At 54.6% G+C, this 23313-nt stretch carries 20 protein-coding genes; 6 read left to right on the top strand and 14 right to left on the bottom strand.

All coding sequences use genetic code 11. The features are described 5' to 3' along the window. Positions 1–52: 52 nt before the first annotated feature. Together metG and yidD are read right to left on the bottom strand one after the other, a co-directional pair. Positions 53–2041, bottom strand: a complete 1989-nt coding sequence (gene metG / locus ACKGJP_RS14960; RefSeq protein ID WP_409346419.1) for a methionine--tRNA ligase — start codon at positions 2039–2041, stop codon at positions 53–55. 506 nt (positions 2042–2547) lie between these two features. Then, a complete protein-coding gene (gene yidD / locus ACKGJP_RS14955; RefSeq protein ID WP_409346418.1) occupies positions 2548–2787 on the bottom strand; it encodes a membrane protein insertion efficiency factor YidD in 240 nt (79 codons plus the stop codon). A 212-nt stretch (positions 2788–2999) separates the two neighbouring features. Between yidD and ACKGJP_RS14950 the strand changes: the two genes are divergently transcribed. The 4 genes from ACKGJP_RS14950 (at position 3000) to ACKGJP_RS14935 (ending at position 6728) form a co-directional block, all read left to right on the top strand. Beyond that, the gene (locus ACKGJP_RS14950) at positions 3000–3812 is read left to right on the top strand and encodes an IucA/IucC family C-terminal-domain containing protein (protein ID WP_409346417.1); all 813 of its coding nucleotides are present in this window, start codon (positions 3000–3002) and stop codon (positions 3810–3812) included. Between the two features lie 175 nt (positions 3813–3987). Then, positions 3988–4260 carry a hypothetical protein gene (locus tag ACKGJP_RS14945; RefSeq protein WP_409346416.1) on the top strand — a complete coding sequence of 91 codons (273 nt, stop codon included), beginning with the start codon at positions 3988–3990 and terminating at the stop codon, positions 4258–4260. Between the two features lie 202 nt (positions 4261–4462). Then, complete coding sequence (locus ACKGJP_RS14940) at positions 4463–5602, top strand: permease (RefSeq protein ID WP_409346415.1); 1140 nt, start codon at positions 4463–4465, stop codon at positions 5600–5602. A 109-nt stretch (positions 5603–5711) separates the two neighbouring features. After that, complete coding sequence (locus tag ACKGJP_RS14935) at positions 5712–6728, top strand: TIGR03943 family putative permease subunit (RefSeq protein ID WP_409346414.1); 1017 nt, start codon at positions 5712–5714, stop codon at positions 6726–6728. 120 nt (positions 6729–6848) lie between these two features. Here ACKGJP_RS14935 and ACKGJP_RS14930 read toward each other — a convergent pair whose 3' ends face one another. The 7 genes from ACKGJP_RS14930 to ACKGJP_RS14900 form a co-directional block, all read right to left on the bottom strand. Continuing rightward, positions 6849–7811 (bottom strand): formylglycine-generating enzyme family protein, encoded by a 963-nt coding sequence (locus ACKGJP_RS14930; RefSeq protein ID WP_409346413.1) that lies wholly within the window; start codon positions 7809–7811, stop codon positions 6849–6851. Positions 7812–7940: 129 nt separating this feature from the next. Then, complete coding sequence (locus ACKGJP_RS14925; RefSeq protein ID WP_409346412.1) at positions 7941–8585, bottom strand: metal-dependent hydrolase; 645 nt, start codon at positions 8583–8585, stop codon at positions 7941–7943. Positions 8586–8686: 101 nt separating this feature from the next. Next, entirely contained in the window at positions 8687–10072 is a 1386-nt protein-coding gene (locus ACKGJP_RS14920) for a PASTA domain-containing protein (protein ID WP_409346411.1), read from the bottom strand. 422 nt (positions 10073–10494) lie between these two features. Beyond that, the gene (locus tag ACKGJP_RS14915; protein WP_409346410.1) at positions 10495–11184 is read right to left on the bottom strand and encodes an HAD family hydrolase; all 690 of its coding nucleotides are present in this window, start codon (positions 11182–11184) and stop codon (positions 10495–10497) included. Between the two features lie 16 nt (positions 11185–11200). Further along, positions 11201–11830 carry a pyridoxamine 5'-phosphate oxidase family protein gene (locus ACKGJP_RS14910; protein ID WP_409346409.1) on the bottom strand — a complete coding sequence of 210 codons (630 nt, stop codon included), beginning with the start codon at positions 11828–11830 and terminating at the stop codon, positions 11201–11203. Between the two features lie 282 nt (positions 11831–12112). Then, positions 12113–13387, bottom strand: a complete 1275-nt coding sequence (locus ACKGJP_RS14905; protein WP_409346408.1) for a glucuronate isomerase — start codon at positions 13385–13387, stop codon at positions 12113–12115. 35 nt (positions 13388–13422) lie between these two features. Next, positions 13423–14916 (bottom strand): tagaturonate epimerase family protein, encoded by a 1494-nt coding sequence (locus ACKGJP_RS14900; protein ID WP_409346407.1) that lies wholly within the window; start codon positions 14914–14916, stop codon positions 13423–13425. A gap of 189 nt (positions 14917–15105) precedes the next feature. On the opposite strand from ACKGJP_RS14900, the gene ACKGJP_RS14895 reads away from it, so the two are divergent. Further along, positions 15106–15948, top strand: coding sequence for a helix-turn-helix domain-containing protein (locus tag ACKGJP_RS14895; RefSeq protein ID WP_409346406.1), 843 nt, complete (start codon positions 15106–15108; stop codon positions 15946–15948). A 60-nt stretch (positions 15949–16008) separates the two neighbouring features. Here ACKGJP_RS14895 and ACKGJP_RS14890 read toward each other — a convergent pair whose 3' ends face one another. Next, on the bottom strand, positions 16009–17346 hold the full coding sequence (locus tag ACKGJP_RS14890; protein ID WP_409346405.1) for a hemolysin family protein: 1338 nt from the start codon (positions 17344–17346) through the stop codon (positions 16009–16011). Between the two features lie 296 nt (positions 17347–17642). Between ACKGJP_RS14890 and ACKGJP_RS14885 the strand changes: the two genes are divergently transcribed. Next, entirely contained in the window at positions 17643–19058 is a 1416-nt protein-coding gene (locus ACKGJP_RS14885) for a hypothetical protein (protein ID WP_409346404.1), read from the top strand. 70 nt (positions 19059–19128) lie between these two features. On the opposite strand, the gene ACKGJP_RS14880 is transcribed toward ACKGJP_RS14885, so the two are convergent. From ACKGJP_RS14880 to ACKGJP_RS14865, 4 genes are read right to left on the bottom strand one after another with little or no spacing between them, the layout of a single operon-like run. After that, positions 19129–19764, bottom strand: coding sequence for a carbohydrate-binding family 9-like protein (locus ACKGJP_RS14880; RefSeq protein WP_409346403.1), 636 nt, complete (start codon positions 19762–19764; stop codon positions 19129–19131). Positions 19765–19822: 58 nt separating this feature from the next. Next, positions 19823–21169: a hypothetical protein gene (locus tag ACKGJP_RS14875; protein ID WP_409346402.1), complete on the bottom strand. Its 1347-nt coding sequence runs from the start codon at positions 21167–21169 to the stop codon at positions 19823–19825. A gap of 42 nt (positions 21170–21211) precedes the next feature. After that, positions 21212–22279 carry a dihydrodipicolinate synthase family protein gene (locus ACKGJP_RS14870; protein WP_409346401.1) on the bottom strand — a complete coding sequence of 356 codons (1068 nt, stop codon included), beginning with the start codon at positions 22277–22279 and terminating at the stop codon, positions 21212–21214. Then, a complete protein-coding gene (locus ACKGJP_RS14865; protein WP_409346400.1) occupies positions 22279–23295 on the bottom strand; it encodes an NAD-dependent epimerase/dehydratase family protein in 1017 nt (338 codons plus the stop codon). The genes ACKGJP_RS14870 and ACKGJP_RS14865 overlap by 1 nt, the downstream gene beginning before the upstream one ends. Positions 23296–23313 lie beyond the last annotated feature (18 nt).

The raw sequence follows: 23313 nt of genomic DNA, 5'->3' as shown, positions 1-23313 counted from the left end.
AAAGGAAATCCGCCCGGATCGTCATATGACGATCCGGGCGGGTTTTGTTCTGCTATTTGACGATCGCGCCGTTCGGCATATCGGCGGGAACCGTCGCCAGCGTCAGCTGGTCTCCGTGCGAGGCGGCCAAAATCATGCCTTGCGACAGCTCGCCGCGAAGCTTGACCGGCTTCAGGTTGGTCACGCAAATGACTTTGCGGCCGACCATTTGCTCCGGCGTATAATATTTGGCGATTCCCGAAACGACCTGCCTTTGCTCGTAGCCGAGGTCAAGCTGCAGCTTCAGCAGTTTATCGGCCTTCAGAACCGGCTCGGCAGCTATGACTTCAGCCACCCGAAGCTCCACCTTGGCGAAGTCGTCGATGGTAATCTCGTCTTTCGGCGCTTCCTCCGGCGCAGTCACCGGAACAGCCGCATTGCCGGCGGTCTCCTGCTTTTGTTCCGCTTCAGGCTTGACCCCTCCGCTCATCGACTGCAGAATGTAGGCGATCTCCTGCTCCGCATCGAGCCGCGGGAAAATCGGATCCCCTTTCTGAAGCTGGGCGCCCGATGGCAAGCCGCCGAACGTGCGAATGGTTTCCCACTCTGTCGCTTCTCCCGGCGCGATCCCGAGCTGACTCCAAATAAGCTGAGGCGTGCGGGTCATAAACGGCTGAAGCATGACGGAAACGATACGCAGCGATTCCGCCAGATGATACATGACGGAACCAAGCGCCCGCTTGCGGCTTTCGTCCTTGGCTAGCACCCACGGCTGCGTCTCGTCGATATATTTATTCGTCCGGCTGACGAGCGTCCATATCGCGCCAAGCGCAACGGAAAACTCCATCGTCTCCATCGCCTCTTCGAATTTCCGCACCGACTCTTGCGCTACCGCCACAAGGCTGCCGTCAAATTCCGTCGCATTAGGCTCGTACTCCGGCAGTTTACCGCCGAAATATTTGTCGACCATCGCTACCGTCCGGTTCAACAGGTTCCCGAGATCATTGGCGAGATCGAAATTAATGCGCTCGATAAAGCTTTCCGGCGTGAACGTGCCGTCGGCTCCGAACGGAACTTCCCGCAAAAGGAAATACCGGAACGCATCGAGCCCAAAATGGTCGATCAAGGCGACAGGATCGATGACATTGCCTTTCGATTTGGACATTTTGCCTTCTTTGGTCAAAAACCATCCGTGGGCAAACACCTTCTTCGGCAGCGGGATCCCCAGCGCCATCAGCATGATCGGCCAATATATCGTATGGAAGCGGATAATGTCCTTCCCGACCAAATGAACGTCAGCCGGCCAGAACGCTTCGAATTTCGCCTTCTCGTCCGCCCCGTACCCGAGTGCGGTGATGTAGTTCGACAGCGCGTCGATCCAGACGTAAATGACGTGACGCGGATCGTTCGGCACCTTGACCCCCCAATCGAACGTGCTGCGGGAAACGGCGAGATCTTCAAGTCCGTTTTTCACAAAGCTGATCATCTCGTTGCGGCGCGATTCCGGTTGAATGAACGCCGGGTTTTCTTCGTAGTGCTGCAAAAGGCGGTCCGCATATTGGCTCAGACGCAGGAAATAGTTCTGCTCCTGCACTTTGTCGACAGGCCGGCCGCAATCCGGGCAGTTGCCGTCCACCAGCTGCCGCTCCAGCACGAACGATTCGCAAGGCGTGCAGTACCACCCTTCGTACGTGCCCAGGTAGATGTCGCCCTGCTCAAGAAGCTGTTGAAAAATGTCCGCAACCGGCTTCGTATGCCGATCCTCCGTCGTGCGGATGAAATCGTCGTACGAGATTTCAAGCTTTTCCCACAGCCGCTTGATGCCGTCCACGATCGGATCGACGAACTGCAGAGGGGCGACTCCCTTTTCCTTGGCCTTCTGCTCGATCTTCTGTCCGTGCTCGTCGGTGCCCGTCAAATACATCACGTCATAGCCGCGCAGACGCTTGTAGCGAGCCATGGCGTCCCCTGCCACCGTCGTGTACGCATGCCCGATATGCAGCTTGTCGCTCGGATAGTAGATCGGCGTCGTAATGTAGAACGATTTGCGCTTCGTAGTCATTCCGAATTTCCTCCTTGTTTGGTACAGCCTTTTTCTCTTACAAGCTGCATGGGGTAGAGCCCTAAACCGTAAAAAATACAAAAAAGCCCTCATCCTCTATGGGACGAGAGCGAGCTCACGCGGTACCACCCAAATTCCCCCGCTTCTTGCGAGCACGGGGCTTTGCCAGTCTGACGACTGTCCGATAACGCCGGAATGCGTCGAAGGCTTGCTTGACCGACACTCCCCGGCTAGCCGCTCAGGTTGCATAACCTGCGCAAGACATTCCCGTTGGACGAGGTCGGCTCATCGCTTGCAAACGAAATCTCCGGGACCATTTTCCGCCGTACTCCTATACCGGTTTCCAGCATTCCCGGCTCTCTGCGATAGGCGTTGCGAGGTACTTATCCCATCATCGAACGATATATCAAGTTAGACTATAGTTAAAAATATACCGAAATCCATAAGCCCGTGTCAAGTCGGCCCGTGCCATGACGAGCGGGTCTGTACCGCTCAACCGGTTTGCCTTATCCGGAGTGCTTCCCCGGCTTGGCCGGAGGCACGTAATCGATGCCCCCGGGATGGAACGGGTGGCATTTGCAGATGCGAACCGCAGCCAGCCACGATCCTTTGAGCGCGCCGTGCGTTTCGATCGCTTCCAGCGCATAAGCCGAGCAAGTCGGATAGAACCGGCATGTAGGCGGCTTGAGCGGAGAAATAAATTTCCGGTAAAAAACGACGGGCGCTTTAACGGCTTTTCGCAGCATCGATTGCGGCTCCTTCCAACACGCTGACTTTCTATTAATGATGCCGCAAAAACGGCCGGTCGTCAAATATTGTGAGAATGAATATCATATTCATTGACTTTTGCTTTCTCCGGAACGTACACTAATGAAGAATTGAAATATCCCGGTAGTCCCCAATACGCTAGGCGGCAGCGAACTCGTCCTACCGCCTCATTGAATAGGAGTACGATTGCATGATTACACAAAGCTTTGAAACACATAAAATCGAGATACATAAAATCGAGCATGAACTTGCAGAAAAATTCGATCTGCTCTTCGCCTACGACGAACGATATACGCGTTTCGCGCCGGGCGGCAAACTGACCGACCCGCATACGCTGCGTTCGCTGGTCGATGCGATGTGTACAGGGTTCGGCACGGACAAACGAGCGGTAGCCGCCTCGCTAAGCATCAAACATTTGTCGCGAGCGCTATGCGGCATACTCTATGCAATGAGCGTGTTAAACCGGTCATTGGACGGCTCCCTCGGCAATATGGAGCTGCTCTTGCCTCCTTATAAAGGCGTCGCGCCAATGCTCGTCGATGCGGCTTGGACCGCTCCTTCGCCGGACACGCTGGAAGCCAGAGAGGCATGGAGGGAGCAAACCTGCCGCAGCTTGTTCGAAGGCTTCCTGAAGCCGTACTTTGAAGCGATGAGCCGCACCGTCAAACTGTCGAAGCAGACGATGTGGGAAAACACAGTCGTCTATATTCACTTTTTCTATAAGGAATGGCTGAAGGCGGCAGAGAACGAAACGGCGCGCGAACGGTTGGCCGACGATTACCGGTATGTGACGGAGACGGCTCCCGGAACCGTATTCGGTATCAAAAGCGGAAACCCTTTATCCGTGAAGGGGCGGAGCATCCCTCATCCGGTACTGCAGTCCGAAACGCTGCGCATTCGCCAAACGTGCTGCTTGCGCCTTCAACTGCCCGACGGCAGTAGCTGTACGACCTGTCCGCGCATAAGCGATGACGCCAGATCGGCCTTGCTGGCGCACAAATAGTCGCGGCACGCATAAAAAGAGGGAAGATCGACCACACTGGCTACCAGTACAGCCGATAGCCGATCGCAAGGAACATGGGCTTCCGAACCCTTTTGCGCCGATTCTACGTTCTAACGCAAATGCCGGTTCCACTAGGCTGCTGAAGAGCTGTGCGAGTTGAAGTGGAGGAATCCTTGTGCGCCTGCTGCAAAAAAGAATGATCCGGCAACTAAAGCCGGCGATTCCGCGAATTTCGTTTCACCGTATGACCAAGAGCCCGGATTTCGAAGAGCTATACCGACTGTATGCCTCGGGAATCGGCGGCATGACGCTTGAACAGTTCATAAGACTGGCGAATCAATTGGAGCGGTCGTTTGCCGCCTCGTTTGCGAGCAGCGACCTTACTAGCCTTCCTGAAGGACTCCCGGGCCCCGCTCCGACAGAAATCACGGCAACGCCCGTAAACTGAATAAACCAATAAGGAAGCAAACGGCCTCTTGAAGAGCCGTTTTTTCTTTTTGTCCGCATTTGGACTCCATTGTCCTATATCATTAAAGCCATGCATACGCTATAATAGCTTGTATATTTCGTAATATTTTCGATTAAGAATATTTTACCTTTCGTTCGTGCTGTTTCAGACTGACGAATCGTATTGCGGGAGGGAACCGTTTGTGCCTTCATTCGTTTACCGTTACGGAACGCCGCTGGTGGCCATATTCTGCGTTTTGCTGCTATGGCTGATCGCGACCACCCGGGGGGTGCCGGATTTATCCGCGCTCCAAAGCGCAGGCTTGCAATCGTTCAAAACGTTATTCATCAGCATTGTGCTTGAAGCTCTGCCGTTTATTTTGCTTGGCGTCATCGTATCTTCGGTTCTGCAGCTGTTCGTTTCCGAGCAAACCATTCGCCGCATCATTCCGAAAAATCCGCTGCTCGGCATTTTGTTCGCCTGCCTGCTCGGCATCATCTTCCCGATTTGCGAATGCGGCATCATCCCGATTATCCGCAGACTGCTGCAAAAAGGAATGCCCTTATACATAGCCGCCGTCATGATCACGGCTGGTCCCATTATCAATCCCGTCGTATTCGTCGCGACTTGGATGGCCTTCCGGTCGCGTCCGGAGCTTGTATACTCCCGCATGGGACTTGCCTTCGTAGTCGCGGCGGCCGTAGGGCTGCTGGTCTACCGGTTCGTCAAGACGAATCCGCTGCGAGGCGGCGCCAATGCCGCAGCGGCAGAAATCGCTGCCGACCGCCATATGCATGATCATACTCATAGCCACGTTCATGGGCACAGCCATGACCATGATCATGACGGGCCCCGTCATCACGCGAACGCGCATACGCATTCCCATGATCATCGGCACGACCATCTTCACGGTCATGCGCATGGCAGCGGCCTGGCCGGTAAGCTTAGCTCGACCCTTCAGCACGCTGCCGGCGAGCTTTTCGATATGGGCAAGTACCTGATATTCGGCGCTCTGCTTACCGCCGCTATCCAAACTTTCCTGGAGCGCGACAGCTTGGCTGCCGTCGGACAAGGCGAATTCAGCTCCCATTTGTTTATGATGGGCTTCGCTTATATTCTTTCGATCTGCTCCACCTCGGACGCTTTTGTCGCCGCATCCTTCGTAAGCACGTTCTCTGCCGGTTCGCTGCTTACCTTTCTCGTGTACGGTCCGATGATCGATATGAAAAGCACGCTGATGCTGCTGTCCGCGTTCCGCGCCCGGTTCGTCTTCCTGCTGATCGCCGCCATTACGGTTATCGTATTCGCCGCATCGGTCATTTGGAGCCAGCTTCTCTTGTAGTTCCGCGGTTAGCTCGCTAGCTATTCCGCCTTAGCTGCATCCATCACCTAACGGGGTTCCCCCCCGTTGCCCATAACCGCGATTCTATCGCCTGCAAGGAGTGAGTCTAATGAGAGAACATATCCGGATCAGCCTTCATTACTGGCTACGAGCCGCTATTTTCCTCGGTTTTTCGTTATATATTTTGTACTTGTCCAAAACGGGGCATTTGCTCTATTACATTGCGCCGCGAATGACCATTTATGTGAAGCTCTCCGCTATCGTCATGTATATCATAGCGGTGTACATGTTCTACAGCGCCATCCGCGCCATGATGAAAAAAGCGGACGTCTGCGACGATTGCGACCATACGCCCTCGCGATCGCCGTTCAAGAACCTCGCCGCCTACTCCCTGTTCGCCCTTCCGCTTCTGCTCGGCTTCAGTACGCCGGATACGGCCATGAGCAGCGCTCTCGCCGCCAAAAAAGGGATGATTTTGACGGGTACGGTTTCGCAATCCGCCGGTTCCCCCGCCAAAGCCGACGGCACCACCGTTAAAGCGCCCGGTGAAACGCAAGGACAGCCGAACAAGTCGCCGGAAGCATCTCAGCTTGCACCGGCAGCTTCGCCGAACGCAAGCAAGTCCCCTGCTGCGGCGGAAGGAGGATCAGGCGAATCGATCAGCGACGCCAAGCTGAACGAGCTGTTCCAAGCGGATAAATATAGCGAGAACTTTGCCAAACTGGCCAAAAAGCTATATCGCTCCGATCTGATTGCCGTACAAGAAGATGGCTTTATCGAAACGCTGTCCGCCATCGACCTGTTTATGAAGCCGTTCGTCGGAAAGGCAATCGAAATGAGCGGGTTCGTATACAGGGAAGACGGCATGAAGTCCAATCAATTCGTCGTCGCCCGCTTCCAACTGCAGTGCTGCTCCGCTGATGCCGCTCCGTTCGGCGTCATGGTCGAATATGACCGGGCGGCAAGCTTTGCGACCGACTCCTGGGTGAAGCTGACCGGCACGATCGATACGACCAGCTTCAACGGGAATGAGATTATGAAAATCAACGTCTCCAAAATCGAAAAAATCAATGAACCGAAAAACGTTTACGTATACCCGAACTACGACTTTTTGACGCAGCCCTAGTTTAGGGGTAAAAATAGGCCGACCCGAAATCCCCGGGTGGCCTAATAATACGAAAGAGGCTGTCTCCGCCATTTCCTTGGCTTCCGAGACAGCCTCTTTGCTTTTTGGACCTTCGCAGCGTTAAGCGTCCGCCGCGCAGCGAAAGCCTAAATTACCGGTAGAACTGTCCGGCGTATTGGAGCTTCTGGCCGCTACGCGGTACCGGTTGCAGTACGATTTGTGGCACAAGTACGAGCCGCCGCGCATCGCGCGGTTTAAGCCGCTCGCAGGTCCTTGCGGATCGGCGTCCGGCGATTCCTTGTAGTACGATTTGCTGAACCAATCGGAGCACCATTCCCATACGTTGCCCGAAACGTTATACAAGCCAAAGCCGTTCGGCGGGAACGATTTCGCGGGCGCAGTGCCGGCATATCCGTCCCGGGCCGTATTTTTCTCCGGGAACGTCCCTTGCCAAATGTTGCAGTAATGCTGGCCGTCCGGCATTAGCATGTCGCCCCAAGGGTACATCATCCGGTCGAGTCCGCCGCGTGCGGCAAACTCCCATTCGGCTTCGGTCGGCAATCGTTTCCCCGCCCATTTGCAATAGGCGTTCGCATCGTTCCAAGAAACGTGGATGACGGGGTGATCCATCCGCGATTCGATGTTCGAATCCGGGCCTTCCGGCTGATACCAGAAGGCTCCGTTCACCGGCCACCACCAGGGCACGCCTTGCACGACCTGATGCACCGTTCGTGCTACCCAAGGAGAGACGAAGCTGTGGAATACATAAGACCAGCCGAACCTTTCGGCCTCCGTCTTGTAGCCGGTCTCCTTGACGAATTCCGTGAATTGGGCGTTCGTAACCGTACAAGCATCGATATAGAACGGCTTCAGCTTAATCAAGTGCACCGGACCTTCTCCGTCGTCGGGAAAACCTTCTTTACTGTCGGTTCCCATTGCATACTCGCCGCCAGGCAAGTAGATCATGCCTGCTCGATCGCCTTCTCCCGCTCTCGGCAAGATGGTCTGTTCCGGCTCGGCCGGCCGTTCGTCAGCCGGTCTCGCAACGGAACAGCAAGCGGGCGTCGAATGTTCTTCCGTCATGCTGCAGCGCCTCCGTCAATCTTCATCGATAACATCGCACCTATAGTCTACTTGAAGTGGACGGGGGTAGCAATATGTATCCCTCGGTTCGCCCGATGACGGTTTAGTTCCGCTGCGCCGTCAAACAGCCTAAATATGAAGCTTGATCGACTTTTTGTAAAGCGGATATAGCCATTTAACCCCTGCCGGCGTGAGCGTATCCGCAACCAGATGCGAAACGTAGCCCAAGACGGAGACGGCTGCGATCCCTTCCACCTGCAGCTGGTTTTCCATCCCCCAGCCGATTGCGCCCCATAGGATAACCGCCCAAACCGTATGGGTCATCCCCCTATGCTTAAGCCATGGCGCCCAAACGACAAATAGTCCGAAACCCATCAGCCAGTTCATTTGCATGCTCCAGCCTGCGTAAATAAGACCGCACCCGATTACGCTGACCAGCGCATTGCGGATTACGCCTTCTTTGGCGACAAATCCGAGCAGAAAAACCATGACGGCCGCTGCCGTAAGCTCGGGATAGAACCTATTTTGCATCAGAAACAAATACAGGACTCCGGCCATCAGCAGAACGCCGCCCCAAAGAACAAACTCGCGCAGGAGCTTCGAAGCTTTGCCGAGCTTGCTGCTGAGCATGCTGGGACCGTCCAAATCCGCACTTAAAGCGGAAAATGCAGAGACCGCAACGTACAATGCCGCATGCTTCCATGTAAACGGATAATAAGCGGCGGCAACCGCGCCGATTGCCGTGCCGATCGCAAGATGCGTAGAACCTTTCATACTTCCCCCCCATGACTGAACACCGGTGTTCTTTTGCTATTTACAGAACATATGTTTGCATTATATACGATCCGCCGGCGCAGATGCAACGTTTAGGAGGCTTATTGGGGGCCTTTGCTGATCCAGAATGTAATGCGGTCGCCTTTCGAAACGATTTCGCTCGCTGCAGGCTCTTGCTTGAATACGGTTCCCGCCGCTTTCTCGTTCACTTCGATAATAAACGAATACCGGAGCCCGGTCGCCAGCACCGTTTTCTCAGCCGCTTCCCTGGTCATCCCGTTCAAGTTCGGAACGTGAACCGGTCCCGTCGTTTCCCCTTGGCTTCCGGAGGAAGGTGAAGGACTCGGAGACGGCTGCTTGGACGGTTCTTTGGAAGGCGGCTTGCTTGTATCCTGGCTCGGCTTCGCCGAAGCCGAGGCCGAAGGCTGCGGGCTTTGCCGGTCGCCGCTTGCCGTCGCCGCCGGGCCGGTTTGCTTTCCCTTGCCGTCAGTCGACTGGATCAGCATCGTGAACACGCCGATAAAGACCGCTATCGTTAACGCGGCCAAGCCGAGACCCTGCCATAGCCGTTTGCTGAGCCGGTATAAGCGTCTTTTGACCGGCGTCTTTTCACGGTCCGCTTCTTCGATCGTATCCGCTGCATCTTCATCCTCAACCGCAGGTACCGGCCGTTTCGGTTCGCTCATGGCCGGCACGCGCTGGACACGGTGCGGCTCGGCTCGTTCGACACGTTCGGCACGTTGAACTCGTTCGCCGTTTACGACTCGTTCCGAACGATCGACGCTTCTCCCCCCTTCTTTCGCACCTTGCAGCAAATGATGAAGATTCTGGATAAACGCATTCAGCGACAACCGCCCGTTCCAGGCGTTCATGAACGTTGAAACGACCGCTTCGCGGCTGGAAGCCGGCATATCGCGCAAATGCCGTCTTAGCTCCGCTTCGACCCATTGACCGTCCGTCGGCTCTTCGGCCGTCCGGCTCACAAGCTGAACCAGCAAAACGAGCAGCTCCTTGGACAATCTCTGATGATCGACCGGCCGGTCCCAACTATTAATGACGTTAATTTTATGATCGTCCGTAATCCATACGTTTCCTGCTTTGAGGGAGAATTCCATGGACCGTTCTTCGGCCGCTTCCAACAGGATACGTCCGAATTGTATGATCATGCCGACCGCTTCCCGGAACGTGAGCGTATGCTGGCGGGCAAATTGCCGAAACATAACCCCTTCGCGGTAAGTCAGGACGATTCGTACCTGCTCTTCCCCAAACTCAACATCCAAAATATGCAAAAATTGCGTATGCGTAGACTCCTGCATCGCCTTGCCGATTTTCTGAATATAGGGTTCGATGACGACGCCTTGCCGGACAGGAATTTCATAGAGAAACACGAGCCGCATGAGCGACATATCTTTGCCTGTATATAGCTGGCCGCCATTCAGCGGCGCAATCAAATCTTTAAGCTCGTAACGGTTTGAAATTGGCTTCACTGGAATCACCCCGTTTTTTTCATATTCCATAATATTCGGAATCATGACTCGTTTTGGGGCGGTAGCAGCAAAATATATTTTTGGAAAGGGTGAAACGGCTCAATTTTAGAGGTTGTTTAAAAACCCCCCTTTTGATAACGAAGCAGAACTGTAAGTTATTCGACATCGAATCTTGAATTCACCCGGTAAAGCGTATGCTTCCGAAGCAGCTTTCCTCCGGAAAGCTTGTAGGTACTCACGTAGGTTTTGCCTACGCTCCGTGTCCTCGTTCCTCGGGGCTCCCCGCAAAGTAATCGGAAAACGCTACGAAGATTAGCTTCACTTTGTGGGGGATTTACTCGGATTCATCCAACCTTCTCGGTTCTGAAAAGTGGCCTTTTTAAACACGCACTATTATAGATAAATAGATAGGAACGCTGCTCTTAACAAGAGAGCAAACGGATGACATCGGCAGGCTTCGCCGCTCTCGGATACCGTCCATGCTTATCCGCGATAGACGCCGGAATAAACCATACGGCTTGGTAAACGCGCATACCGACTCGGGAGGCCCCAAGCAGCTCGTCCGACCCTCCGTCGCCGATATAAACGCATTGTTCCGCTTCTACCTCGAGCAGGGAGCAAGCACGCTTGTAAATACGTTCATCCGGCTTAGCAAGCCCCGCTTCATACGAAAAGACGACTTGATCGAAATACTCGGCCAATCCGCAGCTCCCCCAGGAACGGACTTCTTCCTCCGTACAATTGCTGATCAGTCCCAGCTTCAAGCCGCCAGCCTTCAACTTCCTAAGCATAGGAACGATCTCCGGACTAATTTGCACAAAAGCCGCCGATTTCTCGAGAATGCGTTCCGTATATAAGGCTTCGACCGTTTCCTCGCAGAATCCCATGCCGTTGCATTCGGCTATATCCTTCATCACTTCCTTATACGTCCTGAAATGTCCCGTCATCCTCTTGTCTTGGCGGCTGTTCCATTCCCGTTTAAACCGTTCGTCCGAAAGCCCGATAAGCGTCTCCATATCGCGACTGGACCTGCTGACCTTCCGGCTTCCGTTCTCGTACTCGGAGATCAGCGTCTCATACAAATCGAAAATTACCGCTTGCGTTCCGCTCAAGATCCCAGCCTCCCGTTTAGTAAAGCCTTTTCTCGTAGCTTTCCTTCAGAACCGCCGAAACGTCCCCTTCCGTCAGCCCCGACGATTTCGCATGCTCCGCCAATATTTTAGGCATCGAAGGCAGGCTTTCCCATTCCGGCCAGGAGCCCGAATCCCACAGCTTCGAGCGCTTGAATGCTTTCGCGCAGTGCACGAAGCACTGCTCCACCTCTATGCCGATGCCGAGCAGCGGTATTTTCCCGTGTGCTTCTAGCGCCGATAAAAGACCGGTATCCTTGACGATACACGCTTTCCCGTTGATGCGGAGCGTTTCCTCCAGTCCCGGGATAATGAAGATCACGCCGATTTGGGGATTTGCCAAAATATTGCGCATCGAATCGATCCGGCGGTTGCCGGGCCGCTCGGGAATAAGCAGGTGCTTGTCGCCTAGTACGGCAGTAAAGCCGGGCGCATCGCCTCTCGGAGATACGTCGCAGGCACCGGAAGCATCCGCCGTCGCGATGAATGCGATCGGCGACTTGGCAATGAATTCGCGGCAATGCGCATCGAGCTGCCCGATAACTTTATTGACGGCAAGCGGGCTGGGATAGCCTAGCAGCTCTCTTAACTCTTCTTCCGTGCCGATCACGGTATGGAAAGGATTCATGGTATGCTCCTCTACTTTCATTATTAGTGCTTGTTGAAAAAGGCCACTTTTCAGAACCGGGAAGGTTGGTTGAATCCGAGTAAATCCCCCTCAAGGTGAAGCTAATCTATGTATCGTATTCCGATTCCTTTGCAGGGAGCCCCGAGGACGAGGACACGGAGCGTCCTAACACCATAGCTCCCCTCCTTTCGCCACTAGTTTATCATAAAAAAAAGCTTGCCGGCACTATCCGCAATTGCTGCATGGATAGTCTGGCAAGCCGTTCGATGGATCGGAGGGACGCTAGGTAGCCGGCAGCATCGCCGGATTCGGCTTCCCGAGAAAACGCCAGAACGCTTCTCCGAACAGATCGGCTACGTCGCGTTCGATTTCCGCCTTGGCGGGCTTCCAGCCCGTATCCATAATGTCGCCGTACTTGTCGGCAAGAACTTTGGCGATAATGCCGCGCGAATGGTCCCACTTGTATACCATCTGATCCAGGACGCGGCAGTCGGAATGCTGCGGGATGACGCTCGCGCCGAGAAGCTCGAAGCGCATTCGCGTAATTTCTTCGATCAAGCTTGGGTTATTTAGGAACCACCAGCAGCCGAACACGAGCAAATTGCGGAACTTACGCGCCGCTACGGCCAGCTCGTGCTGATTGTCGCGCGACAGCATCGTCACCAGAAATTTAATGTCCGGGTATTGCGCGCATATCGCTTCGACCGCCGTTACGTCCGCTTTGCCTAAGCTGTCGCCGGCATCGCCCAGTGCGGGATTTACCCGTTTCTTCACGCCGATCATCATTGCGAACGGAATGTCGCGGTCGCGGGCGACCGGAATGATCGCGTTCTCGATAATGCGGCCGCGCGCGGAATCTTCGGGAAAGGCAAATGACGGCGGAAGCGATACCGCCATATAGAGCGGATTCATGCGGTCGATCCAGTCGTTCAGAAAGCGGCGTATGCCCCCGTACGAGCGCTCGTCAAGCTCCTCCACCACCTCATAGCCCCATTCCGCCAGCTTGCGCCAGCTCGATTCCCATTGATTGAGGATGGGGTCAATGCGGAGGGCGGTATGGAAGCGCGGATCGACTTCCTCCAGCGTTGTCCATGCCGCTCTTTCCTTCTCGACGAACGGATCGTTCGTCATGCATGCGGAAGCGACCCCTGCGAGACGGAAAATCTTCGTGATGTGATCCGACAGCGGAGCGGCATCGAAGTAAGCCCGGTAAGAGGCCAAATCGCGGCTCTCCACGTCAAGCCCAAGCTTGCTCAGCACGGTCAGAACGCCGCGGCAGGCTTCGCTGTAAGGCGAATGGTCGAGAAACAGCGTTTGCCAGACCAGATCGGCCTGTTCCCGCTTCGGCATAGCCCAGAACGATTCGTAAGGCAGCTGCGGATGAAAGCGAAGCGTTTCGGCAACCAAATAATGATAAGTGAGCAGCTCGTCGATCCCCCACAGCAGCAGATCGCCGAACGCCTCCGTGAACAGATGCGTATGAACGTCGGTTATGGGCGTCGTACGCACGGTCTCGTACACGAAATCGCGCATTTGTTCCTTCGTTTGAATCTCCATGCTCGATCCTCTCCTTATGGCCTCGCCTATATATGTCATTTGCCCAGCAGATCCAAGTGCTTGCCGATATGACGAACGAGCGACTGCGCATAGGCCTCTTCTTGCTCGTTCAGCGTACGGTAAAATTCCTCTTTGAACAAAGAACCGCCTTCCGCCGTCTTCGCCTGCAGCAGGATGCCGTAAGTAATGTGGATAAGCTGACGCGCATTATCGTCTTCCATGTATTCGGGCAGCCGTTCGTCGGATACCTCGTCAAGCGGCTTAATCGCGGCAATGTCCGTCGTAACGTGATAGTACGCCTTGGCTTCTTCAAAATGCTCATACGCGTATCGGTGCATCCTCCGGTACAAATCCGGATGGACGACTGCGACCGTACGAACCGCCTCAAGCCAGTTCGTTCCGGCCGTTTTGACGTGGAAGCGCCCGTTGGTGTGCTTGCCGATTAGCGGGAACACGCTAAATTTATCGCTGCCGGAGTGGATGCTCAGCTTATAGCCGAAATGATCGGCAATCGCCGCGTGCACGATCAGCTCGCGCTCGAATTGGACCACGTCGCCGATGTAGTCGATTCCTTTCTGGAACTCCCCGCAAAACCGCGGCGCCATACTGTATATGGCAATATCCTGAGCGTACAGCTCGTTCGCGGCGAGGAAATGCGATTCCGGATCGGTCGGCGTTAACGTTTCGTCGATCGATATTTCGAAGTCGATCGCCCGGTCGGCAGACTTGATATATGCCGTGTAGATGTACGCCATGAACGAAATCGCTTCCCCGTAAATGAGCACGTTTTTCATCAAGCTGCTCCGATCGAAGCGAATGACGCTCCCTCCGACGGCAAAATCCCGGTTCAAGTAACGCGCTTCGAAATGCTCGCGAACATCAGCATGCAGCTTGCCGTACTTCGCTTCAATCTCGGTCTCGGAAAGCCCGTCGATCGTATTGTCGATTTTCTCCGAGCAGTCCAAAGTCAGCATGGTGAATCCGAGTTCAAGCGCCATGCGAATGTCCGCTTCCGCCTTCAGATGGTCGCCGTCTGCGCCGAAGCCGTCCTTGTAGCCCTCCTGAAACACGGCAAAGCTTGCCGCATCGACAACTTCCTTGTAGTCGCGTCCGGTAAGCGTAAGCTCGCGGATGCTCTGCTGGGCCAATATCGGCTTCACGCCTCTGCCGCGAACCGTTTGCACATGCCCGGGTCCGGCCAGACCGAGTCTGTCGCCGAGACCGATCGTCGCAACCTGCGTGCCGAAAGCTTGCGGTACGGTATAGGGAAAATGGCGGTTGAGCGCAAGCCGGTTAGCATGCGTAAGCGGGCATATTTTGCCGCCGTCCCTTTCTTCGCCATGCAGCTCTTCATACAGAGCGCCGGAGCCCGCTGCCAGCAGCTTTCTGACGCCGTTTTCCTTGATCATGAGGCAGGCGGTGCCGCCGCTCGTATCAAATGAAGCGGGATAGGTGCGGATATCGGCATCGGATACGTTTGCCGTTTGACCGTTTTTGATTATTTCCGTAATTGCAGCTAAATTTGCCATCGCTATGGTCGCCCCCTCAATTGGTCCCCTCCGGTTAACGGGGGGCCTTATACGCTCATCATAGAACAATATCCGCTATTTATCTTCGCAGTTTTTGCCTTTATCCCTGATTTTCTTGCAAATTTTGTCCATCGCATCCGATTGTTTGTTATACTTGCATTAGCTGTTCAATGGAAGGAATGACGCATAATGAGCGATATGGCGACCGTAAGCTACGGCTCGGAGGACGACGATCTCTACATCCACCATATCCGAAGGACCGAGCCGTTCGAGCGGACGAATCATTTTCATCGCAATTACGAGGTCTACTATTTGCTGTCGGGCGAACGCCTCTACTTTATTAAAGACCGGTCCTTTACGCTGCAGCAGGGAGATCTCGTCTTCATTAACAAGCTCGACCTGCATAGCTCCCTAAATGCCGAAAACCCGCAGCATGAGCGGGTTCTCATCAACTTCAGCGACGCCTATGCGAACGATTACGCAGATAACCGTTTCTTATTCGAGCCGTTTACCCATCCGTCCGGCCGCGTGCTCAGCCTGAATATGCAGGAGCGGATGTTCGTCGAACAGCTGCTGCTGAAGCTGACCAAAGAAGCTCATGCACACGGCACGGGCTTTGAACTGTATATGAAGCACTTGCTGATCGAGCTTTTGCTGTTCGCCAGCCGTTATCTCGAGAAGCACAAGACGACGGCTGTCGCCGCAGAATCCCCGTTGCACGGCAAGGTAACCGAAATCGTCCGTTTCATCAACCTAAACTATGCGCTTCCGCTAACGCTGAACGAGCTTTCCGAACGTTTCTACATGAGCCCGCATTATTTGAGCCGCTCGTTCAAGAAAGTAACCGGCTTTTCGTTCGTCGAATACGTAAATGCGATCCGTGTTAAAGAGGCGCAGCGGCTGCTCAAGGAAACGGAAAATAAAATTATCGATATCGCCGACCATGTAGGCTTCGAGAGCATCGCTCACTTCGGCCGCGTCTTCAAAGCGGTTGCCCGAATTTCTCCGCTGCAGTACCGGAAACAAGAGTGAAGAGCGCCCTCGCCTGCAATAGGCAAAAGGCGCTCGTTTATTTCCCGGGGCATCGTCACGTTACGACACTTCTTGTCGATATTTCGGCGTTTCGCGCCGCTTTGCATCGATTCGTACAAGGATCCGGGAAATGCGCATATGGTCGACTTCATCTACGACGAATTCGCAGCCGCATAAATAGACGGATTGATTTTTGCGCGGCGGCATTTCAATTTTGGCGTACATCCATCCGCCTATCGTGTCGTAATCGTTCGTTTCGATAGCAAAACCGAAATGTTCGTTGAAATCCTCAATCAAGAGAAGCCCGTCGATCGAAAAGGTGAATTCGTCCTTCCTCTCGATGACGGAACGCTTCACGTTGAACTCGTCGTGCAGCTCCCCGACGATCTCCTCGATAATATCCAGGGCCGTCACTAGTCCCGATGTCCCGCCGTATTCGTCGATCAGCAGCGCCATCTCGGTCCGTTTCTTCTGCATCAGCTTCAGCAGCGCACTGATCGGCATCGTCTCGGGCACATTCGTGAGCGGCCTGACGAGCTCGCGTATGTTGCATACGCCGTCCTTGTGCTTCAGCAAGTCCTTGATGTGCACGAATCCGATGATGTTGTCTTTGTCCGGATCGCATACCGGAAACCGGGTGTGCAGCTCGGCTACGGCGATTTTCATGTTTTCGTCGAAGGACAGATCGGCATGCAGGCACTTCATTTCGGTTCTTGGGATCATGATTTCGCGGGCCGACGTTTCGGAGAATTCAAAAATGTTATCGACCAGCGCAAGCTCCTCGTTGTCGATCAGACCGTTCCTGTGGCTTTCCTTTACAAGCAGGCGTATTTCTTCCCCGGTGTGCACCGATTCATGCTCGGACTCCGGCTCGATACCCGATTTGCGGAGCAGCCAGTTCGACGATCCGTTCAGCATCCATATAAACGGAATCATCAGCTTGTAAAAGCCGATCATCGGAACTGCCGTCCATAATGTGACAGCCTCGGACTTGCGAATGGCGTACGTCTTCGGAAATTGCTCGCCGATAATAATGTGAAGCGCGGTAATGACAGAGAAAGCGATTAGAAACGCAATCGTATGAATAATCGTTCCGGGGACGCCGATACCGCCCAGCATCGGTTCCAGCAGTTCCGCCACGGCGGGTTCCCCGATCCAGCCGAGACCCAGCGATGCGAGCGTTATGCCCAATTGGCAAGCGGACAAATATGCATTCAGATTGCCTACGATATTCAACGCAAATTTGGCCCTCCTGTTCCCTTCCTGCACAAGCGTATCCAATTTGCTGCTTCTGATTTTGACCAAGGCGAACTCGGCGGCAACGAAGAAGCCGTTAAGAAGAACAAGCACCGCGACAAGCGTCAGCTCTGCGAGCATCGGTAACGGGTCACTGTCCAACCTTTTCCTATCCCCCCACTGAGGTAGATAGGCACACCTCCTTTTGGTAAAAGCCAATCGATAGATGCCGAAATACGATGATATCGCTTTCCATAATCCCAGTCCTGCTCAAGCCCTCCCTAGAAAAACGGCTGGATGCTGCCGAGCGGGGCTCACGCAAATCCGGAAATATTCGGCAACGTCTTTCTACAGAGTGTATTCACTCCCGCTTGGGCATTAGTACCCGCACTCACCTTATCTGGGCTATTTGCATAAGCTATAGCACCAATATGTAAGCCCATTCATGGAGGGGTATTATGGGAGTCGAACTGCTAGGCCTGCACTGGGTATACCTCGCGTTTATCGCTCTGATCATCGGATTTATGGTCATGCGCAGAGATACGTCGCTCGTTTGCATCGCAGGAATTTTCGTGCTCGGTCTGATGGCCACCGAATCGCTTAGCCAATCGGTAAGCGGGATATTCAGCAGCTTTATTGTCGCCATCAAAGAGCTGCTGGGGACGATACTCGTCATTTCCATTATCGTATCGATGAGCCGCGTGCTGCTCGTATCGGGGATCAATGAAGCGATGATATCCCCGTTCACCAAACTCATGCGCAATCCGACGCTCGCTTATTGGACGGTCGGCATCGTGATGATGGTTATTTCGTGGTTTTTCTGGCCTTCCCCCGCCGTTGCTTTAATCGGCGCCGTCCTGCTTCCTGCCGCGATTCGCGCAGGGCTCCCGCCGCTCGCCGTCGCGATCGCCATGAACTTGTTCGGACACGGGATCGCACTATCCGGCGACTTTATCATTCAAGGAGCACCCAAATTGACCGCTGACGCCGCAGGCATTCCGGTGTCCGATGTAATCTCGGCAAGCGTGCCGCTCGTTATCGTGATGGGTGCCGTTACAACGGCCGCGGCGTTCTGGTTTATGCGCAGAGACCTGAAGAACGGCAAGCTGACTTTTCAATCCGGTCTCGCCGCACAACCGACCAAACCGGCGTACGGCGGGCCTCAGCCGGACAAAATCCACCTTTCCTCCGCAGCAAAAAATACGATGGCCGTCGTCATCCCGCTCCTGTTCCTAGGCGATTTGGCGGCCATGTCCTACTTGAAGCTGCAAGGCGGCGACGCCACAGCCTTGATCGGCGGTACATCGGTGTTCATCCTCATGATCATCAGCCTTCTGGCACATCGGAATAAGGGGCTGGAAAAAACGACCGAGTATTTGATCGAAGGCTTTCAGTTCGGCTTTAAAGTGTTCGGTCCGGTTATCCCGATCGCCGCTTTCTTCTATTTGGGCGACTCTTCCTTCGCCGATATTTTCGGTAAAGTGCTGCCGGAAGCCTCGCATGGCATCGTGAACGATCTTGGCCTTGCGCTCGCCAATTCGGTGCCGCTCAATCCGGAAGTGAGCGCCGTAACGCTAACATCCGTGGGAGCGATTACCGGTCTTGACGGTTCCGGCTTCTCCGGCATCTCGCTCGTCGGTTCCATCGCGAATCTGTTTGCCACTGCCATCGGAGCAGGAATCGCCACTCTAACTGCGCTTGGCCAAATATCCGCCATCTGGGTCGGCGGCGGCACACTCATTCCGTGGGCGCTTATACCGGCTGCCGCGATTTGCGGCGTCGACCCCTTTGAGGTGGCACGCCGCAACCTGAAGCCAGTCGTGCTCGGCCTCGTCGTCACGACGATCGTCGCCATGGTAATCATCATGGTTTAACGGAAGCCCTAAAATAAAATGCCTTCCTGTCGAGTAAACAGGAAGGCATTAGGGCGTTATAGATAAATTGTCATACGAAACGAATCGTGCCGAAGCGTTTGGGCGTATGGAAATCGACGATGCCGGTAGTCGACCAAGCCATGTACTGGTCGTCTTTCTTCGTCGCTCCCCGATCGATGCGATAGCAGTTCATCAGCCACTCGTCTCCGGGCGAAGGCGTACCGCCCTCGAAATTGGCAAACGGCAGTTTCCAAACATAAATCATTTGGGAACCGTTCTCCTTTCGTTCGACCGTCGTTTCCCAGCCGGCGGCATGCCAGCCGGTATTCACTTCGATCGTGCCGTCAAGGTTGTTCTTGATCGTAGCATCGAAAAGCACGTTTGCCGGACTTTGCTCAAATTCCTTGTAGGACCCGAAATCGCAGGCTTCACTGAGGAATACTTCGACCACGTCCTCGTCATAGATCGGGGCGTCATGCCCGGACAAGGTTGCGACTATCCGGTCGTCCTCGCAGACGAAGCGGTAGTAAAGCGCTTCCTCCGTCCAGAACGCTTGAACCGTCGTGGCTAGCGTCGGCTTGTCCCCGCCGGCCGTTTCCAGCAGTTCCATGGCTTCTATGCCGTTCCAAACGTCGTCCGTTCCCGAAGGCAGTCCCGCAAATGGCTTTTGAATACACGAATAAGTAGGCAGCGCAGGCAAATTCATCTCGAAATCACCGTTTCTCTAATAAGATTTAAGTGCATAAACACCTATATCTTACCACTTACATGCCGCGAATGATATCGGAAACGAAGTTCAGCCGGTATATTTGCTTCGGCCGTCCTTTGGCGTCGCCCTTCTCTTCCCCGATAATTTCCACCAGCCCCGCATCCTCAAGCGAATTGAGGAACCGGTGAGTGCTTCTTACGGTTACGCCGAGTATCGTCGCCAAATCCTTGGCGATATAGTCGGATTTGCCGAAGCGCGAAACATGCGCCAACAGCTTGCTCAAGTAAATCGGCGAAACACCGGCCTGCTCCACTTTCTTAAGCAGCTCGGTATGAATGAGCGAAAGCTCGTAATGAACCGGCTCGTTCATTTCGAGAGGTCCGATCATGCTCCGGTCTTCGCGTACGATAAAGCAGATGTTACCGCCCGAGTCCTTGCAGCGGCGAAGCGCAACCCGCGCATGCGTCCCCGCTTCGTTAGCCGAACGGCCGAAGCCGACTCCGATGCTGAGCGAAACGGCGAACTTCGATTTCATTTCCTGCGCGAGCGTAATATACTTGTAGCCGCCCGTTTCCTTCTCGAAAATGCCCCGCGTCGTAATAAACGTATATTCCTCGCCGCCCATATTGCTTAAATAGCCGTCGAGCGATTCCACATAGTTGAAAATCATCCGGTGAATGTCCAGCTTCAGCCGTTGTACGTCGTGTTCGGATGTCTGCTTCCCCGCAAGCGCCGAGAAATCGTCTACGTTGATGAAGCCGACAACCGTTTGCATTTCTTTATTTTTGCGCGATTCCGTCGACAAAAGCGCACGTTCGAGCGAGGAAATAATATCCTGCTCCGCCGGCAGCAGCCATACATTCGGCACTTCCGCCTCCGTTAGCGCTTCCGAAACGGTGCGCAGGCCGGTAAGGGCCGCTTTGCTTTTGCCGCTCCGGTATTCCGCCAAGTGAAACTGGATTAGTTCCTCGCGGGCCGGATATTTGGCGCCCTCGTAGAGCACGACGCCGTCCGTTTCCTCGTCCAGCTCGCGGAACGCCCTCGCCACATCCTTCTCGGAAAGCGAATCGATCGAAAGCGTCTGGCCGCCCGTTTCTCGCCGAATCCGGTAAAGCGCTCCATACAAACCGGCTCCGGTGAGCGGGATGAAATGAACCGGAACGGTAAAATGCAGCGCGTCCTTGGCCAGCCGATACGCATACGGACCGGTGAACAAAATCACTTCCACCTGCTCCATCAGCGAGCCGGCCAGCTCGACCGCTTCCTCTTCGTACCGGTAGCCTTGCATAACCGGCACGAAGGACGGGAAGCCTTTCAGCACCTGCTCCATCTTATCCATCATCGCATTAGGCCCGATTATGCCGATTGCGATGCCGTCAGCCTTTTTGCTCCGTTCCGTCATTCCGATCCCTTCTCTCGTCAGCCAGTCATGATCAACCTTCTCTTATTGCTCCAACCATTCGTTCAAATGGGCTTTCACGAACTCGTCGTCGTTAAGCTCCGGATAATCGCGGTACATCCGGTCGATTTCCTCGGATTGTCCCGGCGAGAGCACTTCGTGAGGATTCAAGCACCAGGTGCCTTTCATCAAGCCCTGGCGGCGAAGCACTTCATGAATGCCGGGGATGCAGCCCGCAAAGTTATGCGCCGGATCGAAGAAAGCCGCATTCGTTTCGGTAACGGCGATGTTGCGCGTCAGCCATTCCGCGGAAAGCTGAGCATTCTCGCGCACCTGCTTGATTTCCTCGAGAAGCTCGACCGCTTTTTGCGTCCATACGCACCAGTGGCCGAGCAGCCCGCCGACGATCCGTTTTTCCACTTGCTTGCCGTCCACGTTGAACCGATAAGCCGTGAGCAGATCGTTAACAATATTATCGTCGTTTCCGGTGTAGAGCGCAATTTCGTCACGGCGGCTGGAGTTGATGACCGCACGCGCCACGTCGATCGTTTGGTAGCGGTTGAACGGAGCCATTTTAATGGCTACGATACCCGGGATCTCCGCAAATTTGCACCAGAAATCATAGCTGAAAATACGGCCGCCAACGGATGGCTGCAGGTAAAAGCCGATTACCGGAATGCGTGCCGCCACCTGTGCCGTACGCTCGAGAATTTGCTCCTCTGTCCAGTCTTTCAGGCCGCCCATGCTGAGCAATGCAGCGTCATAGCCGAGGCTAACGGCGATATCGGTCTCTTTCAAGGCCTGCTCCGTAGGACCGCAAATGCCCGCAACCAGCAGGAACGGACGATCCAGCTTCGCCTTGGCCACCTCTTCCGCCGCAATGCGGAGAACCGGCTCGTAAAGATCGATGCCTTTGTCGCGGATTTCGAATTGCGTCGAGTGAACGCCTACCGCAATCCCGCCCGAGCCTGCCGCCATATAGTAGCGGGCAAGCGCACGCTGGGAGCGTTCGTCCAGCTTACGGTCTTCCGTAAGCGCCAGCGGATGCGCCGGAATGACAAGTCCTTCGTGAAGCGCCTTCGTTTGTTCCGGAGTCAACGTTTTAGTCGCCATTAGTATTTCCCATCCCTTTCTTGGAAATGAGTCGGCTTGTTCCAGGTTGCGCCGTCTTGGGCTACCCATTCCGCAACCCAGTCAAACATTTGGCCAAGCGATACTTTCGGATAGCCGAACAGGCTGCTCATTTTGGTGGAGTTGCTCAGAAGAGCCGTTTCGGATTCCGTTCCTTCGAAGATCGGCTTCACGCCAAGGCGTTTGCCGAGCTCGTTTGCCGCCCAGCGGAGCGAGATCGTTTCCGGACCGGTCACGTTGATCACGTTCGGCGGCGTGCTGCAGACAAGCAGGGAACGCAGCGCCACTTCGTTGGCGTCGCCTTGCCAGATCACGTTCGCATGACCCATCGAAATGTCGATCGTGCGCTGCTCTTTAATCGATTTAGCCAGCTCGAGCAATACGCCGTAACGCAGGTCGATCGCATAGTTCAAGCGGTAAATGACCATAGGGATTTGGTACGTGTTGGAGAAATATTCAAATACGCGTTCGCGTCCGAGACACGATTGTCCATACTCGCCGTTCGCGTTTGGAGAAACGGCTTCCGTTGCGCCGCCGGCCGTTACCGGAGTTAACGGGTACACGTTGCCGCTGGAGAATACGACGATACGGGAATCGCGGTAGTGCTCGGCTACGCGGCCCGGCAGGTATGCGTTCATCGCCCATGTGAAGTGCTCGCGGCCTGTCGTACCGAATTTGTTCCCGGCCATGTACAACATGTTCTTAACTTTAGGAAGCTTTTTCAATTCTTCGTCGTTCAGCAGATCGACGGTGAACGTTTCCACGCCGTCGCGTTCCAGCTCTTCCTTGAGCGCTTTATCGGAGAAACGGGAAGCGCCGTAAACCTTTTTGCTTACGCCTGCCGCTTTGATCGCGTTGATGGCGAGACGAGCCAAGCTGGGACCCATTTTGCCGCCGATACCGAGCAGCATGATGTCTCCGTCCAGGTTTTTCATGTCTTCAATTAGCGCTGCAGACGGTTCCGCTAGCTTTGCTTCGAGTTCTTCAATCGTTCTCATCGAAAACTCCACTCCTTT

Source organism: Paenibacillus litoralis (assembly GCF_046244365.1).
Taxonomy (GTDB): Bacteria; Bacillota; Bacilli; order Paenibacillales; family NBRC-103111; genus Paenibacillus_V.
The sequence above is the reverse complement of the archived record's forward strand: the minus strand, read 5'-3'. Positions and strand labels throughout refer to the sequence as shown.